This is a genomic window from Kitasatospora sp. NBC_01266, from assembly GCF_036242395.1.
Taxonomy (GTDB): Bacteria; Actinomycetota; Actinomycetes; order Streptomycetales; family Streptomycetaceae; genus Kitasatospora.
On record NZ_CP108458.1, the window covers coordinates 5,172,307 to 5,190,120 of the forward strand.

17 protein-coding genes are annotated in these 17,814 nt (G+C 72.7%); 7 read left to right on the top strand and 10 right to left on the bottom strand.

Annotated elements, in window-relative coordinates:
* Positions 1 to 8 precede the first annotated feature (8 nt).
* Positions 9 to 497: a GNAT family N-acetyltransferase gene (locus OG403_RS22635; RefSeq protein ID WP_329567213.1), complete on the top strand. Its 489-nt coding sequence runs from the start codon at positions 9 to 11 to the stop codon at positions 495 to 497.
* Here the strand turns inward: OG403_RS22635 and OG403_RS22640 are convergent.
* The 3 genes from OG403_RS22640 to OG403_RS22650 all read right to left on the bottom strand — a co-directional run bounded on the left by OG403_RS22640 (position 478) and on the right by OG403_RS22650 (position 6,820).
* Positions 478 to 2,406 carry an ATP-binding SpoIIE family protein phosphatase gene (locus OG403_RS22640; RefSeq protein ID WP_329567216.1) on the bottom strand — a complete coding sequence of 643 codons (1,929 nt, stop codon included), beginning with the start codon at positions 2,404 to 2,406 and terminating at the stop codon, positions 478 to 480. The two genes, OG403_RS22635 and OG403_RS22640, sit on opposite strands and share 20 nt — an antisense overlap.
* A gap of 81 nt (positions 2,407 to 2,487) precedes the next feature.
* Positions 2,488 to 3,174 carry a class I SAM-dependent methyltransferase gene (locus tag OG403_RS22645; protein WP_442911083.1) on the bottom strand — a complete coding sequence of 229 codons (687 nt, stop codon included), beginning with the start codon at positions 3,172 to 3,174 and terminating at the stop codon, positions 2,488 to 2,490.
* A 679-nt stretch (positions 3,175 to 3,853) separates the two neighbouring features.
* Positions 3,854 to 6,820, bottom strand: a complete 2,967-nt coding sequence (locus OG403_RS22650) for an AfsR/SARP family transcriptional regulator (RefSeq protein WP_329567219.1) — start codon at positions 6,818 to 6,820, stop codon at positions 3,854 to 3,856.
* A gap of 209 nt (positions 6,821 to 7,029) precedes the next feature.
* On the opposite strand from OG403_RS22650, the gene OG403_RS22655 reads away from it, so the two are divergent.
* A complete protein-coding gene (locus tag OG403_RS22655; protein ID WP_329567221.1) occupies positions 7,030 to 7,236 on the top strand; it encodes a hypothetical protein in 207 nt (68 codons plus the stop codon).
* A 115-nt stretch (positions 7,237 to 7,351) separates the two neighbouring features.
* Here the strand turns inward: OG403_RS22655 and OG403_RS22660 are convergent, their stop codons facing one another.
* A complete protein-coding gene (locus OG403_RS22660; RefSeq protein ID WP_329567223.1) occupies positions 7,352 to 7,846 on the bottom strand; it encodes a hypothetical protein in 495 nt (164 codons plus the stop codon).
* 250 nt (positions 7,847 to 8,096) lie between these two features.
* On the opposite strand from OG403_RS22660, the gene OG403_RS22665 reads away from it, so the two are divergent.
* Complete coding sequence (locus OG403_RS22665; RefSeq protein WP_329567225.1) at positions 8,097 to 8,420, top strand: nuclear transport factor 2 family protein; 324 nt, start codon at positions 8,097 to 8,099, stop codon at positions 8,418 to 8,420.
* A gap of 48 nt (positions 8,421 to 8,468) precedes the next feature.
* Here the strand turns inward: OG403_RS22665 and OG403_RS22670 are convergent, their stop codons facing one another.
* Complete coding sequence (locus OG403_RS22670) at positions 8,469 to 10,130, bottom strand: fumarate hydratase (protein WP_329567227.1); 1,662 nt, start codon at positions 10,128 to 10,130, stop codon at positions 8,469 to 8,471.
* A gap of 202 nt (positions 10,131 to 10,332) precedes the next feature.
* Here OG403_RS22670 and OG403_RS22675 point away from each other — a divergent pair, with 202 nt between their 5' ends.
* Both OG403_RS22675 and OG403_RS22680 read left to right on the top strand, forming a co-directional pair.
* Entirely contained in the window at positions 10,333 to 11,061 is a 729-nt protein-coding gene (locus OG403_RS22675; protein ID WP_329567229.1) for a DUF1707 SHOCT-like domain-containing protein, read from the top strand.
* A gap of 312 nt (positions 11,062 to 11,373) precedes the next feature.
* Positions 11,374 to 11,748 (top strand): WhiB family transcriptional regulator, encoded by a 375-nt coding sequence (locus OG403_RS22680; RefSeq protein ID WP_329572457.1) that lies wholly within the window; start codon positions 11,374 to 11,376, stop codon positions 11,746 to 11,748.
* Positions 11,749 to 11,803: 55 nt separating this feature from the next.
* On the opposite strand, the gene glpX is transcribed toward OG403_RS22680, so the two are convergent.
* Positions 11,804 to 12,844: a class II fructose-bisphosphatase gene (gene glpX, locus OG403_RS22685; protein ID WP_329567231.1), complete on the bottom strand. Its 1,041-nt coding sequence runs from the start codon at positions 12,842 to 12,844 to the stop codon at positions 11,804 to 11,806.
* A 215-nt stretch (positions 12,845 to 13,059) separates the two neighbouring features.
* Here glpX and OG403_RS22690 point away from each other — a divergent pair, with 215 nt between their 5' ends.
* Positions 13,060 to 13,587: a DUF4245 domain-containing protein gene (locus tag OG403_RS22690; protein ID WP_329567233.1), complete on the top strand. Its 528-nt coding sequence runs from the start codon at positions 13,060 to 13,062 to the stop codon at positions 13,585 to 13,587.
* 70 nt (positions 13,588 to 13,657) lie between these two features.
* On the opposite strand, the gene OG403_RS22695 is transcribed toward OG403_RS22690, so the two are convergent.
* Positions 13,658 to 14,266 (bottom strand): malonic semialdehyde reductase, encoded by a 609-nt coding sequence (locus tag OG403_RS22695; RefSeq protein ID WP_329567235.1) that lies wholly within the window; start codon positions 14,264 to 14,266, stop codon positions 13,658 to 13,660.
* A 135-nt stretch (positions 14,267 to 14,401) separates the two neighbouring features.
* Positions 14,402 to 14,650 carry an exodeoxyribonuclease VII small subunit gene (locus OG403_RS22700; protein ID WP_329567237.1) on the bottom strand — a complete coding sequence of 83 codons (249 nt, stop codon included), beginning with the start codon at positions 14,648 to 14,650 and terminating at the stop codon, positions 14,402 to 14,404.
* Between the two features lie 87 nt (positions 14,651 to 14,737).
* On the opposite strand from OG403_RS22700, the gene OG403_RS22705 reads away from it, so the two are divergent.
* The gene (locus tag OG403_RS22705; RefSeq protein ID WP_329567239.1) at positions 14,738 to 15,238 is read left to right on the top strand and encodes a GNAT family N-acetyltransferase; all 501 of its coding nucleotides are present in this window, start codon (positions 14,738 to 14,740) and stop codon (positions 15,236 to 15,238) included.
* On the opposite strand, the gene xseA is transcribed toward OG403_RS22705, so the two are convergent.
* On the bottom strand, positions 15,207 to 16,445 hold the full coding sequence (gene xseA, locus OG403_RS22710; protein WP_329567241.1) for an exodeoxyribonuclease VII large subunit: 1,239 nt from the start codon (positions 16,443 to 16,445) through the stop codon (positions 15,207 to 15,209). The genes OG403_RS22705 and xseA overlap by 32 nt on opposite strands.
* A gap of 10 nt (positions 16,446 to 16,455) precedes the next feature.
* Complete coding sequence (locus tag OG403_RS22715; RefSeq protein WP_329567243.1) at positions 16,456 to 17,799, bottom strand: APC family permease; 1,344 nt, start codon at positions 17,797 to 17,799, stop codon at positions 16,456 to 16,458.
* Between the last annotated feature and the right edge of the window lie 15 nt (positions 17,800 to 17,814).

The following is a 17,814-nucleotide window of genomic DNA, read 5'->3' on the forward strand; positions in this document are numbered from 1 at the left end:
CTGTGCCCATGCTGATCAGGGAAGCCACCGCCGAGGACTGGCCCGCCATCTGGCCGTTCTTCCAGGAGATCGTCGCGCGGGGCGAGACCTTCCCCTACCCGCTCGACCTCGGCCGGGAGCAGGGCCGCGACTGGTGGCTGCTGCCCACGCCCGACCGCACCGTGGTCGCCGTCGACCAGGCCGGCACCGTGCTCGGCACCGCGAAGATGAACGCCAACCGGCCGGGCAACGGCGACCATGTCGCGAGCGCCAGCTACATGGTCGACCCGGCGCACGCCGGGCGCGGGGTGGGCCGGGCGCTGTGCGCGTACACGCTGGACTGGGCGCGGGCGGCGGGGTTCCGGGCGATGCAGTTCAACGCGGTGGTGGCGAGCAACGAGCGCGCCGTCGGGCTCTACCGCTCGCTCGGCTTCGAGGTGCTCGGCACCGTCCCCGAGGGCTTCCGCCACCCGGAGCTGGGCCTGGTCGGCCTGCACATCATGCACCGCCCGCTCTGATCCCGCCGCCCGCTGCCCCGCCCGTCGCACCGGACCGGGCCGGCAACCGCTGTTCGAACCAGACCATCTTGCCGCCGCCCAGCCGGGTCGAGCCCCAGGTGTCGGCGCACTTGGCGACCAGCTCCAGGCCCCGGCCGCGCTCCTCCTCCAGGCCCGCCCTGCGGCGGCGCGGCAGCTGCGGACTGTCGTCGCCGACCTCGCAGCGCAGCACCGAGGTACGCACCAGCCGGAGCGTCACCGGCTTCTTGGCGTGCTGCACGGCATTGGTGACCAGCTCACTCACCATCAGCTCGGTGTTCTCCACCAGCTCGTCCAGGCCCCAGCGGCGCAGCGCGTGGCCGACCAGCCGGCGGGCCCGCCCCGGGGTCTCGTTGCGCGGCTGGAGGTACCAGTACGCGACGTCGTTCGCCGGGATCCCGTCGAAGGCGGCCGCCAGCAGCGCGATGTCGTCGCCGCGGTCGCCGGGCGGCAGGATCCGCAGCGCCTCGTGGCAGAGCTGTTCGGGGGAGTGCTGGTGCACCCCGGAGAGCCGCTCGCGCAGCCGCTCCAGGCCGCTGGAGAGCGAGCGGCGGCGGGTCTCCACCAGGCCGTCGGTGAAGAGCAGCAGCGCGGATCCGGGCGGCGCGTCCAGCTCCTGGGAGGCGAAGTCGACCCCGCCGACGCCGATCGGCGCACCCGCCGGCAGGTCCTCGAGCAGCTCGGCCCGGCCGTCCGGGTGGATCATCGCCGGCGGCATGTGCCCGGCGTTGGCCACCACGATCCGGTTGGCGATCGGGTCGTAGACCGCGAAGACGCAGGTGGCCAGGTGCTGTTCGCGGCCGAGCCGCTGGGCCTGCTCGTCCAGGTGGTAGAGCACCTCGTGCGGCGGCAGGTCGAGCGCGGCCAGCGTCTGGGCGCTGGTCCGCAGCTGGCCCATCACGGCGGCCGAGGTCAGCGAGTGGCCCATCACGTCGCCCACGATCAGCGCCACCCGGTTGCCGGGCAGCGGGATCGCGTCGTACCAGTCGCCGCCGACCTGGGAGTCGGCCTCGCCGGGCAGGTAGCGGTGCGCCAGCCGGACCCCGTGCGGCTGCGGCAGGTCGTCGGGCAGCATGCTGCGCTGCAGCTTGTTGGCGATCTCCGACTCGCGGGTGTAGCGCTGCGCGGTGTCCACCGCGAGGCCGGCCAGGGTGGCCAGGTGGGCGGCGGTCTGGGTGTCCGCCGGGTCGAAGCGGGCCGGCTCCTTGGCCTGCTCGCCGTACCGGGTGTGCGCGTGCAGCACGTGGTAGTCGTCGTCCGGCTTGCCGGGGCGCCGGACCAGCACCAGCAGGCCGAGCACCGAGTCCGCCCGGCGCTGCCTGCCGTCGGCCTCCTTGCCGCGCTTCTCCCGGCCGCGCAGCGGCAGCGCGAGCAGCGCGGTGCCCCGGGCCAGCCCGGCCAGCGCGCGGGCGCCGTACAGCTCGGCGAAGAGCGGCCGCAGCCGCTCGCCCTCGGCCGTGCCCAGCACCACCGGGCCGGCCGGTGCCGCCTCGCGCAGCGCCCGGTCCAGCGCGCCGCCGGGCTGCGCGGTGACCAGGCGCCGGCCGTTGCCGAGCCTGCTGCCCTCCGCCCGGTGCAGCCGCAGGGTGACCGGCCCGTTGCGGTGGCGGCCCTGGCCGCCGCCCAGCACCGGCTCCCGCAGGTGCACCAGCGCCGCGTCGGCCAGCGCCGGGACCAGCACCTTGGCCAGGCTCCGGACGGTGGCGGCCGGATCGAGGCTGGTGTTGATCTGCCGGGTGGCGTCGTTGAGGTAGCCGAGGCGCTCGGTGACGGCCTGCCGGACCCGCAGGTTCAGCGGCGTGGCGGTGGCGGCGGGCTGCCCGGGCGGCGGACGGCGCTGGGCCGGGACGGCGGGCGGCTGGCCGGCCTGAGGGGTGGGAAGGTCGCGCACGGCTGCCTGTTCTTACTGGTCGGATCTGGTCTCGCTGGTCTGGCTGGACCTGGTGCGGATGGGGCAGGGTGTTTCAGCTGGTCAGGCGGTCCGGCGACAGTGCAGGAAGAGCTGCTCCTCCGGGGGGAGCGTGGTGCTGGCCGGTGCGTACGGCCGGCCGTTCAGCGCCTCCACCGTGAAGCCGGCCTGACCCAGCGTCTCGCTCAGTTCCTCGCGCAGGAACCCGCTGATCCGGATCTCCTGGCCGAGGAAGCGCATCGGGTAGTGGTCCAGGTCGGTCTCCACCATGCCGAGCGCCAGCAGCCCGCCGGGCCGCAGCAGCGTCCGGATCCGCCGCAGCGCCACCCGGACCTCCCGTTGCGGCAGCAGGATCAGCGAGAAGAAGGCGGTGGCCGCCGCAAAGCCACCGGCCCCGGCGGGACCGAGCGCGGGCAGCCCCCAGGCCGTCTCGGCGCGCGCGGTGCCCAGGTCGTAGAGGTCCATCCGGTGGTAGTCGGCGGCGCCGGGCAGGGTCCGGCGGGCGAGCGAGAGCATCCCGTCGGAGAGGTCGATGGCGGTGACCGTCAGGCCGCCCTCGGCGAGCTGGCGGACCGTCGGATCACCGGTGCCGCAGCCGATCTCCAGCACCCGCGCGCCCGGTTCGAGCTCGGCGATCACCCGCCGGGCAGCCGCCAGCTGGCCGGCCTTGGCGGGGAACGCCTCGCTGTACCGGGGACCGATCGCGTCGAAGGCCACCGCCTGCAGCGCCCGCTCCGCGCTGCGGTCGATCCTGCGGGAGCCCGGCCCGCGGTCCGCGCCGTGGCAGGTCGGGGCAGGCCCGGCGGTCCCACCCCGGGCGGGGTCCGATATCTGTCCCGTCGTCACGATTGAGAGGCACCTTTCCCACCTGGCCACCCGCCGCCGCGCCACGCGCCGACCGTGGTGTCCCGCTCCGCGTCGCCTGTCGAGCCCTCAGCCCACTCCGCCCTTGTCCGATCGGGCACGCCACCAGCGCGCGTGCCACCTGGCCTCTGAGAATATGCGCGATCACGGTGCTGTGGAGTCCCTTTCCGGCCAACTCATCCCGACGGGACCCGATTCACCGGTCAGCTCCCTGGTCGGCAGCGGGTCACCGGAAGCACGACGGGGCGGGCAGGGGTGGTGCGGGCGCTGCCGCGCGCCCGCATGGCGTGCTGGGTGGTGCGCGACAGCCGGGCCGCTGAGCTGACAGTATGCCTGCTCGGGCCGGTGGGCCGGGTCGACTATTCGTCGTTTATCCAACGTCAATCGGGCACTGTCAGAGTCTTCTCAGCGCCGGGGAAGCGCACAGAGGTGCTCCCGCAGCCGGGGGGCTGCGGGGTCACTTCGTCCGGGGGGACGTGCTTTCCGACGGGGGGAAACGGGGGAGCCACCGGGGATACCGGGGGAGCGGGGACACGGGGGTCCCGCTCCCGGGGGGGCCTGGTGACTACGGCGCGCTGGTGGAGGGGGGCTCGGTGTGCTGCTCGTCGATGAGGCTCCGCACGGCGTGGGCCTCGGGCACACCGAGCCGAGTGAAGATCTCCTGGGCCTCGGTCAGGCAGGCCAGGCCGCGAGCAGGGGTGCCGAGGCGGAGCAGCGCTTCGCCGAGCGCGGCGTGAGCCAGGCCCTGGCAGTAGGCGGCGTCCATCTCCTGAGCGATGGTCAGCGCCTCCTCGGCGGCCGCGGCCGCCTCCTTCAGCTGCTCGACCGCCAGCAGCGAGCCGGCCAGCCGGGCCAGCGAGAGCCCTTCCCAGAGCCGCTGCTGCTGGTCCTGGTAGAGCTGGTGCGCCTCGCGCAGCTGGGTGGCGGCCTCCGCCGGTGAACCGGTGGTCCGCAGTACCACGCCGAGTTGGTAGAGGGTGTCGGCCAGGCAGCGCACGTTGCCGGAGCTGCGCGCGGTGGCGACCGCGGCGGTCGCCGACTCGACGGCGGCGTCATGCTGTTCCAGCTTCAGGTGAACCCTGGCGATGTTTCCCTGGATCCGGGCCGCGCTGCCCATCGCGGCGAGCGTGGTCGACAGGTCGCGGGCCTCCGCCAGGAACGGCAGGGCCTCGGCCGGGCGGCTGGCGATGGTCAGCACGGAGCCGAGCATGCTGCTCGCCGCGGAGCGAAGGCCCGGTGTCTGGCTCCCCAGCAGGTTCAGGCAGTCCCGTAGGGACTGCTCCGCCTCGGGGTAGCTCCCGGTCAGGTAGGCGAAGAAGGCGAGGACGTAGCGGACCCGGGCCAGCGCGTCGTCGTCGCCGCCTTCGATGGAGGCGGCCTCGGCGATCTTGAAGGTGCGCCGGATCCGCTGCGCGTGGTTCGGTTCCTCCGCGACGGTGTTGAGGGTCACCAGCAGGTCGATGGCGAGCCGGAGCAGCTCCGCCGGCCCGTCGATCGACTCCTCGATCGCCCCGAGGACAAGCGGCAGTTCGGAACGCAGCCAGCCGCGCGCGGCGTCCGCGCTGACCAGCGACTCGCCTGGATGTGTAGGCACCTGCAGCGGTTCGATCAGCCGATTGTCCGGATCCACGATCTGCGCGACATTGCGGACCGTGGCGACCAGCAGGGCGAGCAGCCGCAGCAGCGCCGCCTGGGTGTCCGCCAGGTCCGCGACCTTCTCCCGCTGCTTCTGCGCGAACAGCCGCAGCAGGTCGTGGTACCGGTAGCGGCCCGGGGTGAAGCACTCCAGCATGTTGGCCTCGACCAGGGCCTCCGCCAGGTCCTCGGCCTCGTCCTCGCCGGTGCCGAGCAGCGCCGCCACCGCCGAGAGCGGCAGGTCGGGGCAGTCGACCAGGGCCAGCAGCCGGAAGGCCCGGGCCTCCTCGTCCCGGAGCTGCCCGTAGCCGAGCCCGAGCGTGGTCTCCACCGCGAGGTTGCCGAGCTGCAGTTCGTCCAGCCGGCGCCGCTGGTCAGCTAACCGCCGGGCCAGGTCCGCGACGGTCCAGCGCGGCCGACTCGCCAGCCGGGCGGCGGCGATCCGGACGGCGAGCGGCAGGAAGCCGCAAGACCTGACCACGGCGAGCGCGGCCTCCGGCTCCGCCTCGATGCGGTGCCGGCCGGCGATCGCGCCGAACAGTTCCAGCGCCTCCTCCGGCGTCAACTCCTCGACGTCGAAGAGGTGGGCGCCCGGAATGCCCGCCAGCCGCGAGCGGCTGGTGGCCAGCACCGCGCAGCCGGCCACCCCGGGGATCAACGGGTTGATCTGCTGCGCGTCGTGAGCGTTGTCCAGCATGATCAGCATCCGCCGGTCGGCCAGCACCGAGCGGTACATCACCACCCGCTGCTCGAAGGACTCCGGCGCCTCGGTGACACCGAGCGCGAAGAGGAAGTCACCCAGCACCACGGCCGGGTCGGCGGGTGTCGCGCTGACTCCGCGCAGGTCGACGTAGAGCTGTCCGTCCGGGAACTCGGCCCGCACGCTGTGCGCGACGTGCACCGCCAGCGTGGTCTTGCCGACGCCGCCGATCCCGGCCAGCGAGGTCACCACGACCGCCTGGCCGGACGCGCCGCGCAGCACCTCGCGCAGCTCGCCGACCAGTTCAGCGCGTCCGCTGAAGTCCGAGACGTCGGCGGGCAGCTGGGCGGGCGGCGCCAGGGTCGCGCTCTCGGCCGGTGGAATCCGCAATTCCGGTGCGGAATTCATCAGTGTCGGGTCGGCGGAGAGGATCCGGGAGTGCATCGCCGCGAGTGCGGCGCCGGGTTCGACGCCGAGCTCGTCGATGAGCAGCTTTCGGGTGGCCGCATACACGTTGAGCGCATCGGCCTGCCGACCGCTTCGATAAAGCGCGAGCATCAGCAGTTCGCGCAGCCGCTCGCGGAGCGGCTGCTCTGCGGTCAGGTTGGTCAATTCGGCGACGATTTCGGCATGCAGGCCGATTTCCAGCGCGACGGCGGACCGCTCCTCGCGGGCCGCCACCTGATGCTCCGCCAGGCGCTGCCGCTGGGCATCGGCGTACGGACCCGGGATGCCGGAGATCGGCTGGCCGTTCCAGAGCGCGAGTGCCGAGGTCAGCAGCTGGTGCGCGGTCTCCGACTGGCCGGACTGCCGGGCGGCGGCGGCCTCGGAGACACGGGCGTTGAAGATCGCCAGATCGAGCGATTCGTCCGGGATTCGCAGCGCATATCCGTCCCGCACCGAAATCAGCAGTTCGGCGGGCTTGCGAACCTCCCGCCCTGGTTCGACCACCGAGCGGAGCCGGGAGATGTAGGTGCGCAGCGCGGCCACGGCCTGCGGCGGCGGGCGGTCACCCCAGAGGCCGTCCACCAGTTCCTGGGTGGTCACCGGCCGTCCGTGGTGCAGCAGCAGGGTGGTCAGCACGGCCTGCTGCTGCGGAGATCCCAGCGCGAGGGGCTGCCCGTCGCGCCAGGCCTGGACGGGTCCGAGCACCTGGAAGCGCAGCACGGCATGGTGCTGCGTCGCCTGAAGCTCCATAAGGTCCCCCGATGGCCTGCTACTTCGAATCTCGAAGTGGTGCCCTCCATGCTCCGGCCGCAATGCCCGGTCAGGAAGGGCAAAACGGGCGCTTTGTTCAGCCGGAGGGCTGTTTATAAGACATTTAACGGACCCTACGATACTGTCCCCACGCCGCGGCCAGACCGACCGGGGCGGTTGAGTACTGACACCCGAGAGGTGGTCCGGCGATGGCCGATAACAACACTCCGATCGCGCTGCCCGAGCAGACCGGCGAGGCGGACAGCGCCCTGACGGGCGCGATCCAGGCGACGGGGCAGGCTGCCGACCAGCAGGTTGAGCCTGCCGAGGGCACGGAGCCCGAGGTTGCCGCGCCGGTTCAGGCAGGCAATGGCGGCACCGTTCAGCCGCTCGGCGAGATCGTCAACACGCACTGACGAACGGTCTAATGGCTTGCCGAGTTTGGCCTGATTGCATCGCGTAGTTGTCCTGCGGCGCTACGCGCGGAGAGCCCCCGGTCCCCCCGGGGGCTCCGACGTTTGTGGCCCGCCCTCAGAGGACCTGGATCCCGAACTGCTGACTGTTGTTAAGCGGGTTCGGGTCGTCCTGGCTGGTCACCGTGACCTCGCCGCCGGTGAGCAGGCTGCCGGGCTGCACGTTCTCCTCGATCCGGGTCGGGATGTGCGCGCTCGCCGTCCGCCCCGGCTTCAGCCCGGCCGGGAAGGTGCACCGGACACTGTGGCCGCCCTCGCCGGGCTGGCAGTTGTCGGGGAAGAACGGTGCCTCGGCGTAGCTGCCGAAGGGCAGCGTGATGGTCACGGTGAACGAGTGGGCGGTGGTGTCCGGGCCACCGTTGGCGACGAAGCCGGTGACCTCGGTGGTGCCGCCGGGCGGAGCGGCCTGCGGGATCAGCTTGACGACCTCGAGGTCCGAGCGTGAGGGCGCCGCGGCGTTCGCGACCGCCGCGGCCGGTGCCAGCACGAGCGTGAGGGCGGCGCCGGCGACCAGCAGCCGGCGGGCGGGATGGGCGAGCGAGCTGCGGGTCATGCGGGCACCTGCCTTGCGATCATGTGGAACTGACGTCCATTCAGATGATCGATGCCGTCCGGTCCCGCCCACCGCGACACCCACGCGGGGCAACCCCTACGAGTGAACGCCCGGTGCCCGCTCGCAGCACCGCCGGGAGCGGGCTGAGCCGGCGGGGGGACGGCTGCGGTGATGCGCCGCCCGCCCGGCGCGGGCGCGTGTGAGAGTGCTGGCATCCCCCTGGAACGACCTGCTGAGGAGTTCAGTTCAGATGACCATCGCCATCGCCAAGCTCTCCGACCCGACCGTCCGCGCCCTGGTGGCGGCGATCAACGACAACGACCGCGCCGCCTTCCTGGCGCTGCTCACCGAGGGCGCGACGATGTCCGACGACGGCTCGGACCGCGACCTGCAGCAGTGGATCGACAAGGAGATCTTCTCCTCGCGCGGCCACATGGAGGTGCAGACCGAGTCGGACGGCGGCCGGGCGCTGATCGCCAACTTCCGCAACGAGACCTGGGGCGAGATGCGCACCGCCTGGCGGTTCACCGTCGAGAACGGCAGGATCAGCCGGTTCGAGACCGGCCAGGCGTGACGGTACCCCGGAGCCGCGAGGGCTCCGGGGTACCGGATCGGGCAACCGCTACGAGCGGACCCGGATGCTGGTGATCAGCGGGCCGTCGGTCACCTCGGCGAAGAAGTCGTTGCCCTTGTCGTCCACCACGATGAACGCCGGGAAGTCCTCGACCTCGATCCGCCAGACCGCCTCCATGCCCAGCTCGGCGTACTCCAGCACCTCGACCTTCTTGATGCAGTCCTGGGCCAGCCGGGCCGCGGGACCGCCGATCGAGCCGAGGTAGAAACCGCCGTGGGCGGCGCAGGCCTGGGTGACCTGCTTGGAGCGGTTGCCCTTGGCGAGCATCACCATCGAGCCGCCGGCCGCCTGGAACTGGTCGACGTAGGAGTCCATCCGGCCCGCCGTGGTGGGGCCGAAGGAGCCGGAGGCGAAGCCCTCGGGGGTCTTGGCCGGACCGGCGTAGTAGACCGGGTGGTCCTTGAGGTACTGCGGCATGCCCTCGCCGGCGTCCAGCCGCTCCTTGATCTTGGCGTGCGCGATGTCGCGGGCCACCACCAGGGTGCCGGTCAGCGACAGGCGGGTCTTGACCGGGTGCTTGGACAGCTCGGCGCGGATGTCCGACATCGGCTGGTTGAGGTCGACCCGCACCACGGAGTCGTCCAGGTGGTCGTCCGTGGTCTCCGGCAGGTACTTGGCCGGGTCGGTCTCCAGCTGCTCCAGGAAGACGCCCTCGGCCGTGATCTTGCCGAGCGCCTGGCGGTCGGCCGAGCAGGAGACGGCCATCGCGACCGGCAGCGAGGCGCCGTGCCGGGGCAGTCGGATCACCCGCACGTCGTGGCAGAAGTACTTGCCGCCGAACTGGGCGCCGATGCCGATCTTCTGGGTCAGCTCGAAGACCTTGGCCTCCAGCTCCAGGTCCCGGAAGCCGTGCCCGGTGGCCGCGTCGCCGCTGGTCGGCAGCTGGTCCAGGTAGTGCGCGGAGGCGTACTTGGCGGTCTTCAGCGCGAACTCGGCGCTGGTGCCGCCGACCACGATGGCCAGGTGGTACGGCGGGCAGGCGGCGGTGCCGAGTCCGCGGATCTTCTGCTCCAGGAAGGAGAGCATGCTCTTCTCGTTGAGAATCGCCTTGGTCTCCTGGTACAGGTACGACTTGTTGGCGCTGCCGCCGCCCTTGGCCATGAAGAGGAACTTGTACGCGTCGCCGTCGGTCGCGTAGAGCTCGATCTGGGCCGGCAGGTTGGAGCCGGTGTTCTTCTCGTCCCACATGGTCAGCGGGGCCATCTGCGAGTAGCGCAGGTTGAGCTTGGTGTACGCGTCGAAGACGCCGCGCGCGATGGCCGCCTCGTCGCCGCCCTGCGTCAGCACGTGCTGCCCGCGCTTGCCCATCACGATGGCGGTGCCGGTGTCCTGGCACATCGGCAGGATGCCGCCGGCCGAGATGTTGACGTTCTTCAGCAGGTCCAGCGCGACGAAGCGGTCGTTCGGGCTGGCCTCGGGGTCGTCCAGGATCCGGCGCAGCTGGGCCAGGTGCGCGGGGCGCAGGTAGTGCGAGATGTCGTGCATCGCCTCGGCGGTGAGCAGCCGCAGGGCCTCGGGCTCGACCTTCAGGAAGCGCCGCCCGTCCGCCTCGAAGGTGCTGACGCCCTCGGAGGTCAGCTTTCGGTACGGGGTGGGGTCGGTCCCGAGCGGGAGGAGGTCGGAGTAGGCGAAGTCTGGCGTGGGTGCCATGCGAGGTCCTTCACGGATTGATGGTGCTGCGTCGGCGAAGCGCCTTCCAGGTTAGAACCAGCGGCGGCGGACGCTGCGGGCGGGTGAGCGGGGGTGACCGGAGTCACGCCGACCCTGAGGAGTCGGGCGCCGACCCTAAGAGCACCCCGAGACGACCCTGATACCCCTCGTTCCGGGCCCGCCCAGCCCCTAGGCTGGGCGGGTGGAGAACTCGCCGTCACCTGAGCCGTCCGACCAGTCCCGCGCCGCGCGGCCGATCCCGCTGCGCAAGGCCGACCCCGCGTCGGCGGCCCAGCCGGAGCGTCGGGTCGCCGAGGCCGAGCTGCGCGCCTCCGACGCCGACCGGGAGCGGATCGCCGAGCTGCTGCGCGATGCCTACGCCGAGGGCCGGCTGAGCATGGACGAGCACGCCGAGCGGATCGATGCGGCGTACAACGCCAAGACCCTGGGCGAACTGGCCCCGCTCACCCGTGACCTGCCGGCCCACCGGCCGGTCACCCCCGGCACCGAGCGGCCCGCGGCGCCCGCCTCGCAGCTGCCGCCGGCCCGGCAGGAGCCGGCCAACATGGTGGCGATCTTCAGCGGCGCGGCGCGCAAGGGGCGCTGGCGGGTCGGCTCGCACATCAAGGCGACCGTGATCTTCGGCGGGGCCGAACTGGACCTGACGGACGCCGTCTTCGAGTCGCCGGAGGTGGTGATCGAGATCCACGCGATCTTCGGCGGGGTCACGATCCGGGTGCCGGAGAACGTCACCCTGGTCGGCGGCGGCGTCGGCATCTTCGGCGCCTTCGACATCCGCGAGCAGGTCGCGCCGGACCCGTACGCGCCGGTGGTGCGGATCAAGGGCACGGCGATCTTCAGCGGCTGCGAGGCGAAGGCGCGCCGGGGCAAGAAGATCAAGGAGTGGGTGCGCAAGCAGCTCGACAGCTGAGCCGGGGCGGGGCGCGGAACCTCACGTTCCGTCAACTCGGCGAGCGACACTCGGGGTTGACTCAAGTGCAGGCTGTGCCCGGGCGAACACGGTGTGCATGAACCAGGATCGCGTGGGGTAATTCCTCGGGCACATCGTTTTCTTGAACGGCTGCGGTCAGACGGCGTCGTACGGCACTCAGGGCGGCAGCCGGGCAGTGACGCGAGCCTTTCCCGAGCTGTGTCAGGAGTCGCCGTGCTGCACCCGATCGAGCCCAGCACCACCGACGTCGTCCGGGCCGCCACCGAGCGGCCCGGGCCGGAGCGCCCTCAGTTGAGCGCTCCCGCGAGTGTGCGGCTCGACCACCTGGAGGAGAATCCCTGGCACACCGGCGCGGCCTGCCGCCGGGACGAGGCCGGGCTGTTCTTCGCCCCGTCCAAGGAGCCGACGGCCGCCCGGCTGGCCCGCGAGGAGCACGCCAAGCGGGTCTGCGCCCGCTGCCCGGTGCTGCTCTCCTGCCGCGAGCACGCGCTGGCCCAGCCGGAGCCGTACGGCGTGTGGGGCGGGCTGACGGCGGCGGAGCGGCGGGTGGTGCTGGCCCGGCGGCGGCGCCGCGAGGTCGAGCTGCGGGCCGAGGCCCAGCTGGTGTCCGGTCAGCGCGGCCCCGGGCGCCGGGTGGTCGCCGAGCCGGGGCGGATAGCCGGCTGAACGACGACGGGGCCGGGCGCCACGAGCGCCCGGCCCCGCCGTCGTTCACCGTGCGTCAGTTCGCCCGGTCGAAGTCGATCGCGCTGTACGCCCGCAGCTTGGACAGCTTGTGGGTGGAGTCGATCTGGCGGATCGTGCCGCTCTTCGAACGCATCACCAGCGAGCTGGTGGTGGCGGTCTCGTGGCGGTAGTGCACCCCGCGCAGCAGTTCGCCGTCGGTGATGCCGGTGGCGACGAAGAACACGTTCTCGCCGCTGACCAGGTCGTTGGTGGTCAGCACCCGGTCCAGGTCGTGGCCCGCGTCCAGCGCCCGCTGCTTCTCGGCCTCGTCCTTGGGCCACAGCCGGCCCTGGATCACGCCGCCCATGCACTTCATCGCGCAGGCCGCGATGATGCCCTCGGGGGTGCCGCCGACGCCGAGCAGCAGGTCGACGCCGGTGCCCTCGCGGGCGGTCATGATGGCGCCGGCCACGTCGCCGTCGGTGATGAACTTGATCCGGGCGCCCGCCTCGCGGACCTCACGGGCCAGCTTCTCGTGCCGCGGCCGGTCCAGGATCATCACGGTGACGTCCTCGACCGAGCTGCCCTTGGCCTTGGCGACCCGGCGGATGTTGACCGCGGGCGGGGCGGTGATGTCGACGAACTCGGCGGCCTCCGGGCCGGTGATGAGCTTGTCCATGTAGAACACGGCGCTCGGGTCGAACATGGTGCCGCGGTCGGCCACCGCCAGGACGGCGACCGCGTTGGCCATGCCCTTGGCGGTCAGCGTGGTGCCGTCCACCGGGTCGACGGCCACATCGCACTCGGCGCCGGTGCCGTCGCCGACCCGCTCGCCGTTGTAGAGCATCGGGGCTTCGTCCTTCTCGCCTTCACCGATGACGACGACGCCGTTCATCGAGACGGTCGAGACAAGGGTGCGCATGGCCTTCACGGCCGCGCCGTCGGCGCCGTTCTTGTCGCCGCGGCCGACCCAGCGGCCGGCTGCCATGGCCGCCGCCTCGGTCACCCGGACGAGCTCCAGGGCCAGGTTGCGGTCCGGTGCTTCGGGGGCCACCTCCAGCGAATGCGGAAGGTGGGAGGGGTGCTGCGTGGTCATCGTCGTTACCTCTCTGTACGCGACGGCCAGTCAGCGATCGACTACTGTCCGGTCGAGCGCTGCGATGAGGGTCCCCTGATCGTATCTGTGTATGGGATGACTGTCTGTGGCACGGGTCCCGCCGACCTGCGCTTCTGTGGTGGTATGGGCGGTTCTCCGGTGCCGCGGGGACCCCGGTGGTCAGGTCCGGCGGCGTGATACGTCACGATGTGGGGGTGGCAGCAGGCAACAACAGACGAGGGCGGCAGACCGTCCGGGACATGATCCTCTCGATGGTCGCCGTGATGGGCGTGGCCCTGGTGGCGTACCTCACCATTCCGCACGGCAGCGGCGGCGACGGGGTCCGCGTGGTGGACTACAGCGCGGCGGTGGCCTCGGCCAAGCGCGCGGCGCCGTACCCGATCCTGGCCCCGCAGGGGCTCTCCGACCAGTGGCGGGCCACCTCGGTGAGCTACCAGATCGACCCCAACGGCCACGCCGGCTGGCACCTGGGCTTCGTCACCCCGGACGGCAAGTACGCGGCGATCGAGCAGAGCAACGAGCCGAAGGCCGACCTGGTCAACACCGTGGTGTCGGGCGCCGCGCCGGACGGCAGCGCGACCATCGCGGGCCAGGACTGGACGCGCTACCAGGGCGACCGCTACCGCGGCCTGACCGTGGCCACCGGCTCGGCCACCACCCTGGTCACCGGCAGCGCCTCGTACCAGGAGCTCGACGAGCTGGCGCAGGCGCTCAAGCCGTAGCGCGCGGACCGCGCATGCCGCAGGGCCCGGCTCCCCACGGGGGAGCCGGGCCCTGTCGCGTCGGGACCGGTCAGACGGTGGTGACGACCTGCTCGTAGGAGAGCCGCGGCGAGCGCGGGTACCAGGCGTCGGCGCCCGGCTTGCCGATGTTCACCACGGCCAGCACCGAGTGCTCACCGTCGGCGAAGAACTCCTTGTTGATGCCCTCGGCGTTGAAGCCGGTCATCGGGCCGGCCGCCAGGCCGGCGGCGCGCACGCCGATGATGAAGTAGCCGACCTGCAGCGAGGCGTTGAAGCGGGCCGAGTTCTCGCGGGCCGGGCGCTCGCTGAAGAAGAGGTCCTTGGCCTGCGGGAAGGCCGGGAACTGGCTCGGCAGCTCCTCGTGGAACTCGTTGTCGGCGGCCAGGACGGCGACCAGCGGGGCGCTGGAGGTCTTGGCCTTGTTGCCGTCCGACATGTGCGACACCAGGCGCTCGCGGGCCTCGGTGGAGCGGACCAGGACCACGCGCAGCGCCTGCTGGTTGAAGGCGGTGGGCGCGTACTTCACCAGGTCGTAGATCGCCTGCAGCTGCTCCTCGGTGACCGGCTCGTCGGTGAAGGTGTTCGCGGTGCGGGCCTCGCGGAAGAGCAGGTCCTGGGCGGCGGCGTCGAGGACGAGCGCGTCGTTGGCGTTGGTCATGGGGGCTACACCTCATGCGGGATCGGGTCAGGCGGCTGCGTGCCGTTCAGCTGGTCCCAACGTGGGTGAAGATTCAACGATTCCTGGGTCGGCTGTGATCCGTGTCACGCCCGGGTCGCCGCCCGCGGATCCCGCTCACTCGCCGCCGGCCGGCTCCTGCTCGTGCTCGGCCGCCAGGGCGGCGTCCAGCCGGGCGCGGGCGCCGTCCAGCCAGCGCTGGCAGACCTTGGCCAGCTCCTCACCGCGCTCCCACAGGGCGAGCGACTCCTCCAGCGTGGTGCCGCCGGTCTCCAGCCGCCGGACCACCTCCATCAGGGCGTCCCGGGCCTGCTCGTATCCCAGCTCGCCGGTGTTCGTGCTGCTCGTGCTCTGCGCGTCGGCCATGGGGCCAGCGTAGAGGCAGGCTCCGACAGGCCCGCGCAGCAGAAACCCGCTGTGCTCAGGGTCGCGCGCTGGCTAGGGTCCAACGCCATGAGCGAGGTACGACAGGCCCGGCCCGATGACGCCGCGGAGCTGGTCCGGCTGCGACTGCTGATGTTCGAGGCGATGCAGGGCCAGGCCCGCCCGGGGCCCTGGCAGCAGCGGGCCGAGGCGCTGCTGCGCGAGCGGCTGGCCGACCCGTCGGCCACCACGATGCCCGCCTTCGTGGTCGACGATCCGGCGGTGGCCGGGCGGCTGGCCGCCTGCGCGGTCGGCACCCTGGAGCAGCGGCTGCCCGCGCCCGGGCATCCCGAGGGACGCTTCGGCTTCATCTTCAACATCTGCACCGACCCCGGGCACCGCCGCCGCGGCTATGCCCGCGCCTGCACCGAGGCGCTGCTGGCCTGGTTCGACGAGCACCGGGTCACCCGGATCGACCTGCATGCCACCGAAGGCGGCGAGCGGCTCTACCGCGGCCTCGGCTTCGCGGAGCACTCGGTGCCGCTCTCCCGCAACCGGCTCAGCCCTGATCCGGAGCGTCCGGACCACTGACCGTCAGCTCACCGACCGTCACCGCGAAGCCGCCGCCCGCCACCCGGGCGTGCAGTTCCTCGCCCGCCGCCAGCACCGCCGGATCGGTCACCACCTGCCCGTCCGGGCGCTGGAGCACCGCGTAGCCGCGCTCCAGCGTCGCGGCGGGGGAGAGCGCGACCACCCGGGCCAGCGTGTGCCCGAGGTCCGACTCGGCCCGGTCCAGCCGGTGGCCCAGCGACCGCCGGGCGCGCTCGACCAGCGCGGTCAGCTCCTGCGAGCGCTCGGCCACCAGCCGGTGCGGCGCGGCCAGCGCGGGCCGCTCGCGCACCGAGGCCAGCCCGGCCTCCTCCCGCCGCACCAGGTCGCCGACCAGCCGCCGGGCCCGGTCGCGCAGCTGGAGCACCCGGGCCTGCTCCTCGCCCACGTCCGGGACCACCCGCTTGGCCGCGTCGGTCGGGGTCGCGGCCCGCAGATCGGCGACGAAGTCCAGCAGCGGCTGGTCCGGCTCGTGCCCGATCGCGCTCACCACCGGCGTGCGGGCCTGCGCCACCGTGCGGCACAGCTCCTCGTCGGAGAACGGCAGCAGATCCTCCACGCTGCCGCCGCCGCGCGCCACGATGATCACGTCCACCTCCGGGTGGCCGTCCAGCTCGCGCACCGCCGCCGCCACCTGGCCGGCCGCCTGCGGGCCCTGCACCAGCACGTTGCGCACCTCGAAGCGGACCGCCGGCCAGCGCCGCCTGGCCACCTCCAGCACGTCCCGCTCCGCCGCCGAGGCGCGCCCGGTCACCAGGCCGACGCGGCCGGGCAGGAACGGCAGCGGCCGCTTGCGCTCGGCGGCGAACAGCCCCTCGCCCGCCAGCTGCCGCTTGAGCCGCTCCAGCCGGGCCAGCAGCTCACCGAGCCCGACCAGCCGGATCTCGGTGGCCCGCAGCGAGAGGGTGCCGCGGGCGGTGTACCACTCGGGCTTGGCGTGCACCAGCACCCGGGAGCCCTCGTGCAGGGTGTCGGCCAGCGGTTCGAGCACCGAGCGGAAGCAGGTGACGCCCAGCGAGACGTCCTGGTCGACATCACGCAGCGTCAGGAACTGCATGCCCGGCCGCCGGCTGAGCTGGGTGATCTGGCCCTCCACCCAGACCGCGCCCAGCCGGTCGATCCAGCCGCCGATCAGCTGGGAGACCTTGCCGACCGGGAGCGGGGCTTCGGGTGAGCTGCTGTTGGCCATGCGTCCGAGGCTAGCGCGGCTCGCCGACAGCGCCGCCGCGCTGCGTCGCGACCACGGCCAGCCCCACCGCCAGCCACAGGGCCCCGACCAGCTGCGCGGTGTGCGCCGCCGTCACCACCACCGCGACGATCACCGCGATGCCCAGCAGCGGTACCACCAGGTGCCGCACCCGGTCCGGCGAGCCCTGCTTGACGGTGTACCAGCCGATCACCGAGGCGTGCAGCAGCGCGAAGGCGGACAGCGCGCCGATGTCCACCACCGAGGTGAGCTGGTCGAGCCCGTCCGAGCGCCGGGCCGCCCAGCCGGCCGCCACCAGGGTCAGCACCGCCGAGCTGAGCAGCGCCACCCGGGGCACGCCTGAGTCCTGGTCGACCACCGCCAGGGCGCGCGGCAGCCGCCGCGCGCGACCCATCGCGAAGAGCAGCCGCCCGGCCGCCGCCTGGCCGGCCAGCGCCGCGAAGGCCGCCCCGATCGCCTTGCTGACCGCGACCAGGGTGTGCAGCCAGTGCCCGATCGCGCTCTCCACCGTGTCGTAGAAGGCCGAGTCCTGGGCGGCCGGCCGCTGGGCCAGCTGCTCCGGGGTGAGCGGCTCCAGCAGCGCCGCCAGGTAGGTCTGCGCCACGAACAGCGCCCCGGCCAGCGCCAGGCAGAGCAGCACCGCCCGGGCCACCGCGCGCGAGGCCCCCACCGCCTCCTCCACGAAGGAGGCGATCGCGTCGAAGCCCAGGTAGGAGAGGACGGCCACGCTCACCGCGCCGAGCACCGCCCGCACCGAGAAGCCGCCGACGCCGGTCAGCGGCGACAGCGCCGGGCGCACCGCGCCCTGCCGGACCAGCACCACCAGCGCCGCCACCACGAAGACCGCCAGCACCACGAGCTCCAGCGCCAGCACCGCGAACCCCACCACCGCGGCCGTGCGCACCCCCGCCAGGTTGAGCCCGGTGGTGACCAGCACGGCCAGCACGGTCCAGACGAACCGCGACACGCCCGGCACCAGCGCGTGCAGCGCGATGCCGGAGAAGAGGTAGGCGACCGCCGGGATCAGCAGGTAGTCGAGCATCACCAGCCAGCCCGCGATGAACCCGGTCCGCTCACCGAGCCCCGCGCTGGCGTAGGCGAAGACCGAGCCGGTGCGTGGCACCGCGCGCACCATCTGCGCGTAGGAGAAGGCGGTGAACCCCATCGCCACGGTGGCCGCCAGGTAGACCGCGGCCACCGCCCCGTGGCTCCTGGCGTCCAGCACCCCGAAGACCCCCACCGGGGCCATCGGCGCGATGAAGAGCAGCCCGTAGACCACCAGGTCGCGCAGCCCCAGGCTGCGCCGCAGGCCGCTGGACCCCACCGGATCGTTCACGCTCCAGATTGAACA

Excerpts from the sequence above, each read along its gene's own strand:
- OG403_RS22635 (WP_329567213.1), top strand. The coding sequence starts at position 9 with ATGCTGATCAGGGAAGCCACCGCCGAGGACTGGCCCGCCATCTGGCCG.
- OG403_RS22650 (WP_329567219.1), bottom strand. The coding sequence starts at position 6,820 with ATGGAGCTTCAGGCGACGCAGCACCATGCCGTGCTGCGCTTCCAGGTG.
- OG403_RS22655 (WP_329567221.1), top strand. The coding sequence starts at position 7,030 with ATGGCCGATAACAACACTCCGATCGCGCTGCCCGAGCAGACCGGCGAG.
- OG403_RS22660 (WP_329567223.1), bottom strand. The coding sequence starts at position 7,846 with ATGACCCGCAGCTCGCTCGCCCATCCCGCCCGCCGGCTGCTGGTCGCC.
- OG403_RS22665 (WP_329567225.1), top strand. The coding sequence starts at position 8,097 with ATGACCATCGCCATCGCCAAGCTCTCCGACCCGACCGTCCGCGCCCTG.
- OG403_RS22670 (WP_329567227.1), bottom strand. The coding sequence starts at position 10,130 with ATGGCACCCACGCCAGACTTCGCCTACTCCGACCTCCTCCCGCTCGGG.
- glpX (WP_329567231.1), bottom strand. The coding sequence starts at position 12,844 with ATGACCACGCAGCACCCCTCCCACCTTCCGCATTCGCTGGAGGTGGCC.
- OG403_RS22695 (WP_329567235.1), bottom strand. The coding sequence starts at position 14,266 with ATGACCAACGCCAACGACGCGCTCGTCCTCGACGCCGCCGCCCAGGAC.
- OG403_RS22700 (WP_329567237.1), bottom strand. The coding sequence starts at position 14,650 with ATGGCCGACGCGCAGAGCACGAGCAGCACGAACACCGGCGAGCTGGGA.
- OG403_RS22705 (WP_329567239.1), top strand. The coding sequence starts at position 14,738 with ATGAGCGAGGTACGACAGGCCCGGCCCGATGACGCCGCGGAGCTGGTC.
- xseA (WP_329567241.1), bottom strand. The coding sequence starts at position 16,445 with ATGGCCAACAGCAGCTCACCCGAAGCCCCGCTCCCGGTCGGCAAGGTC.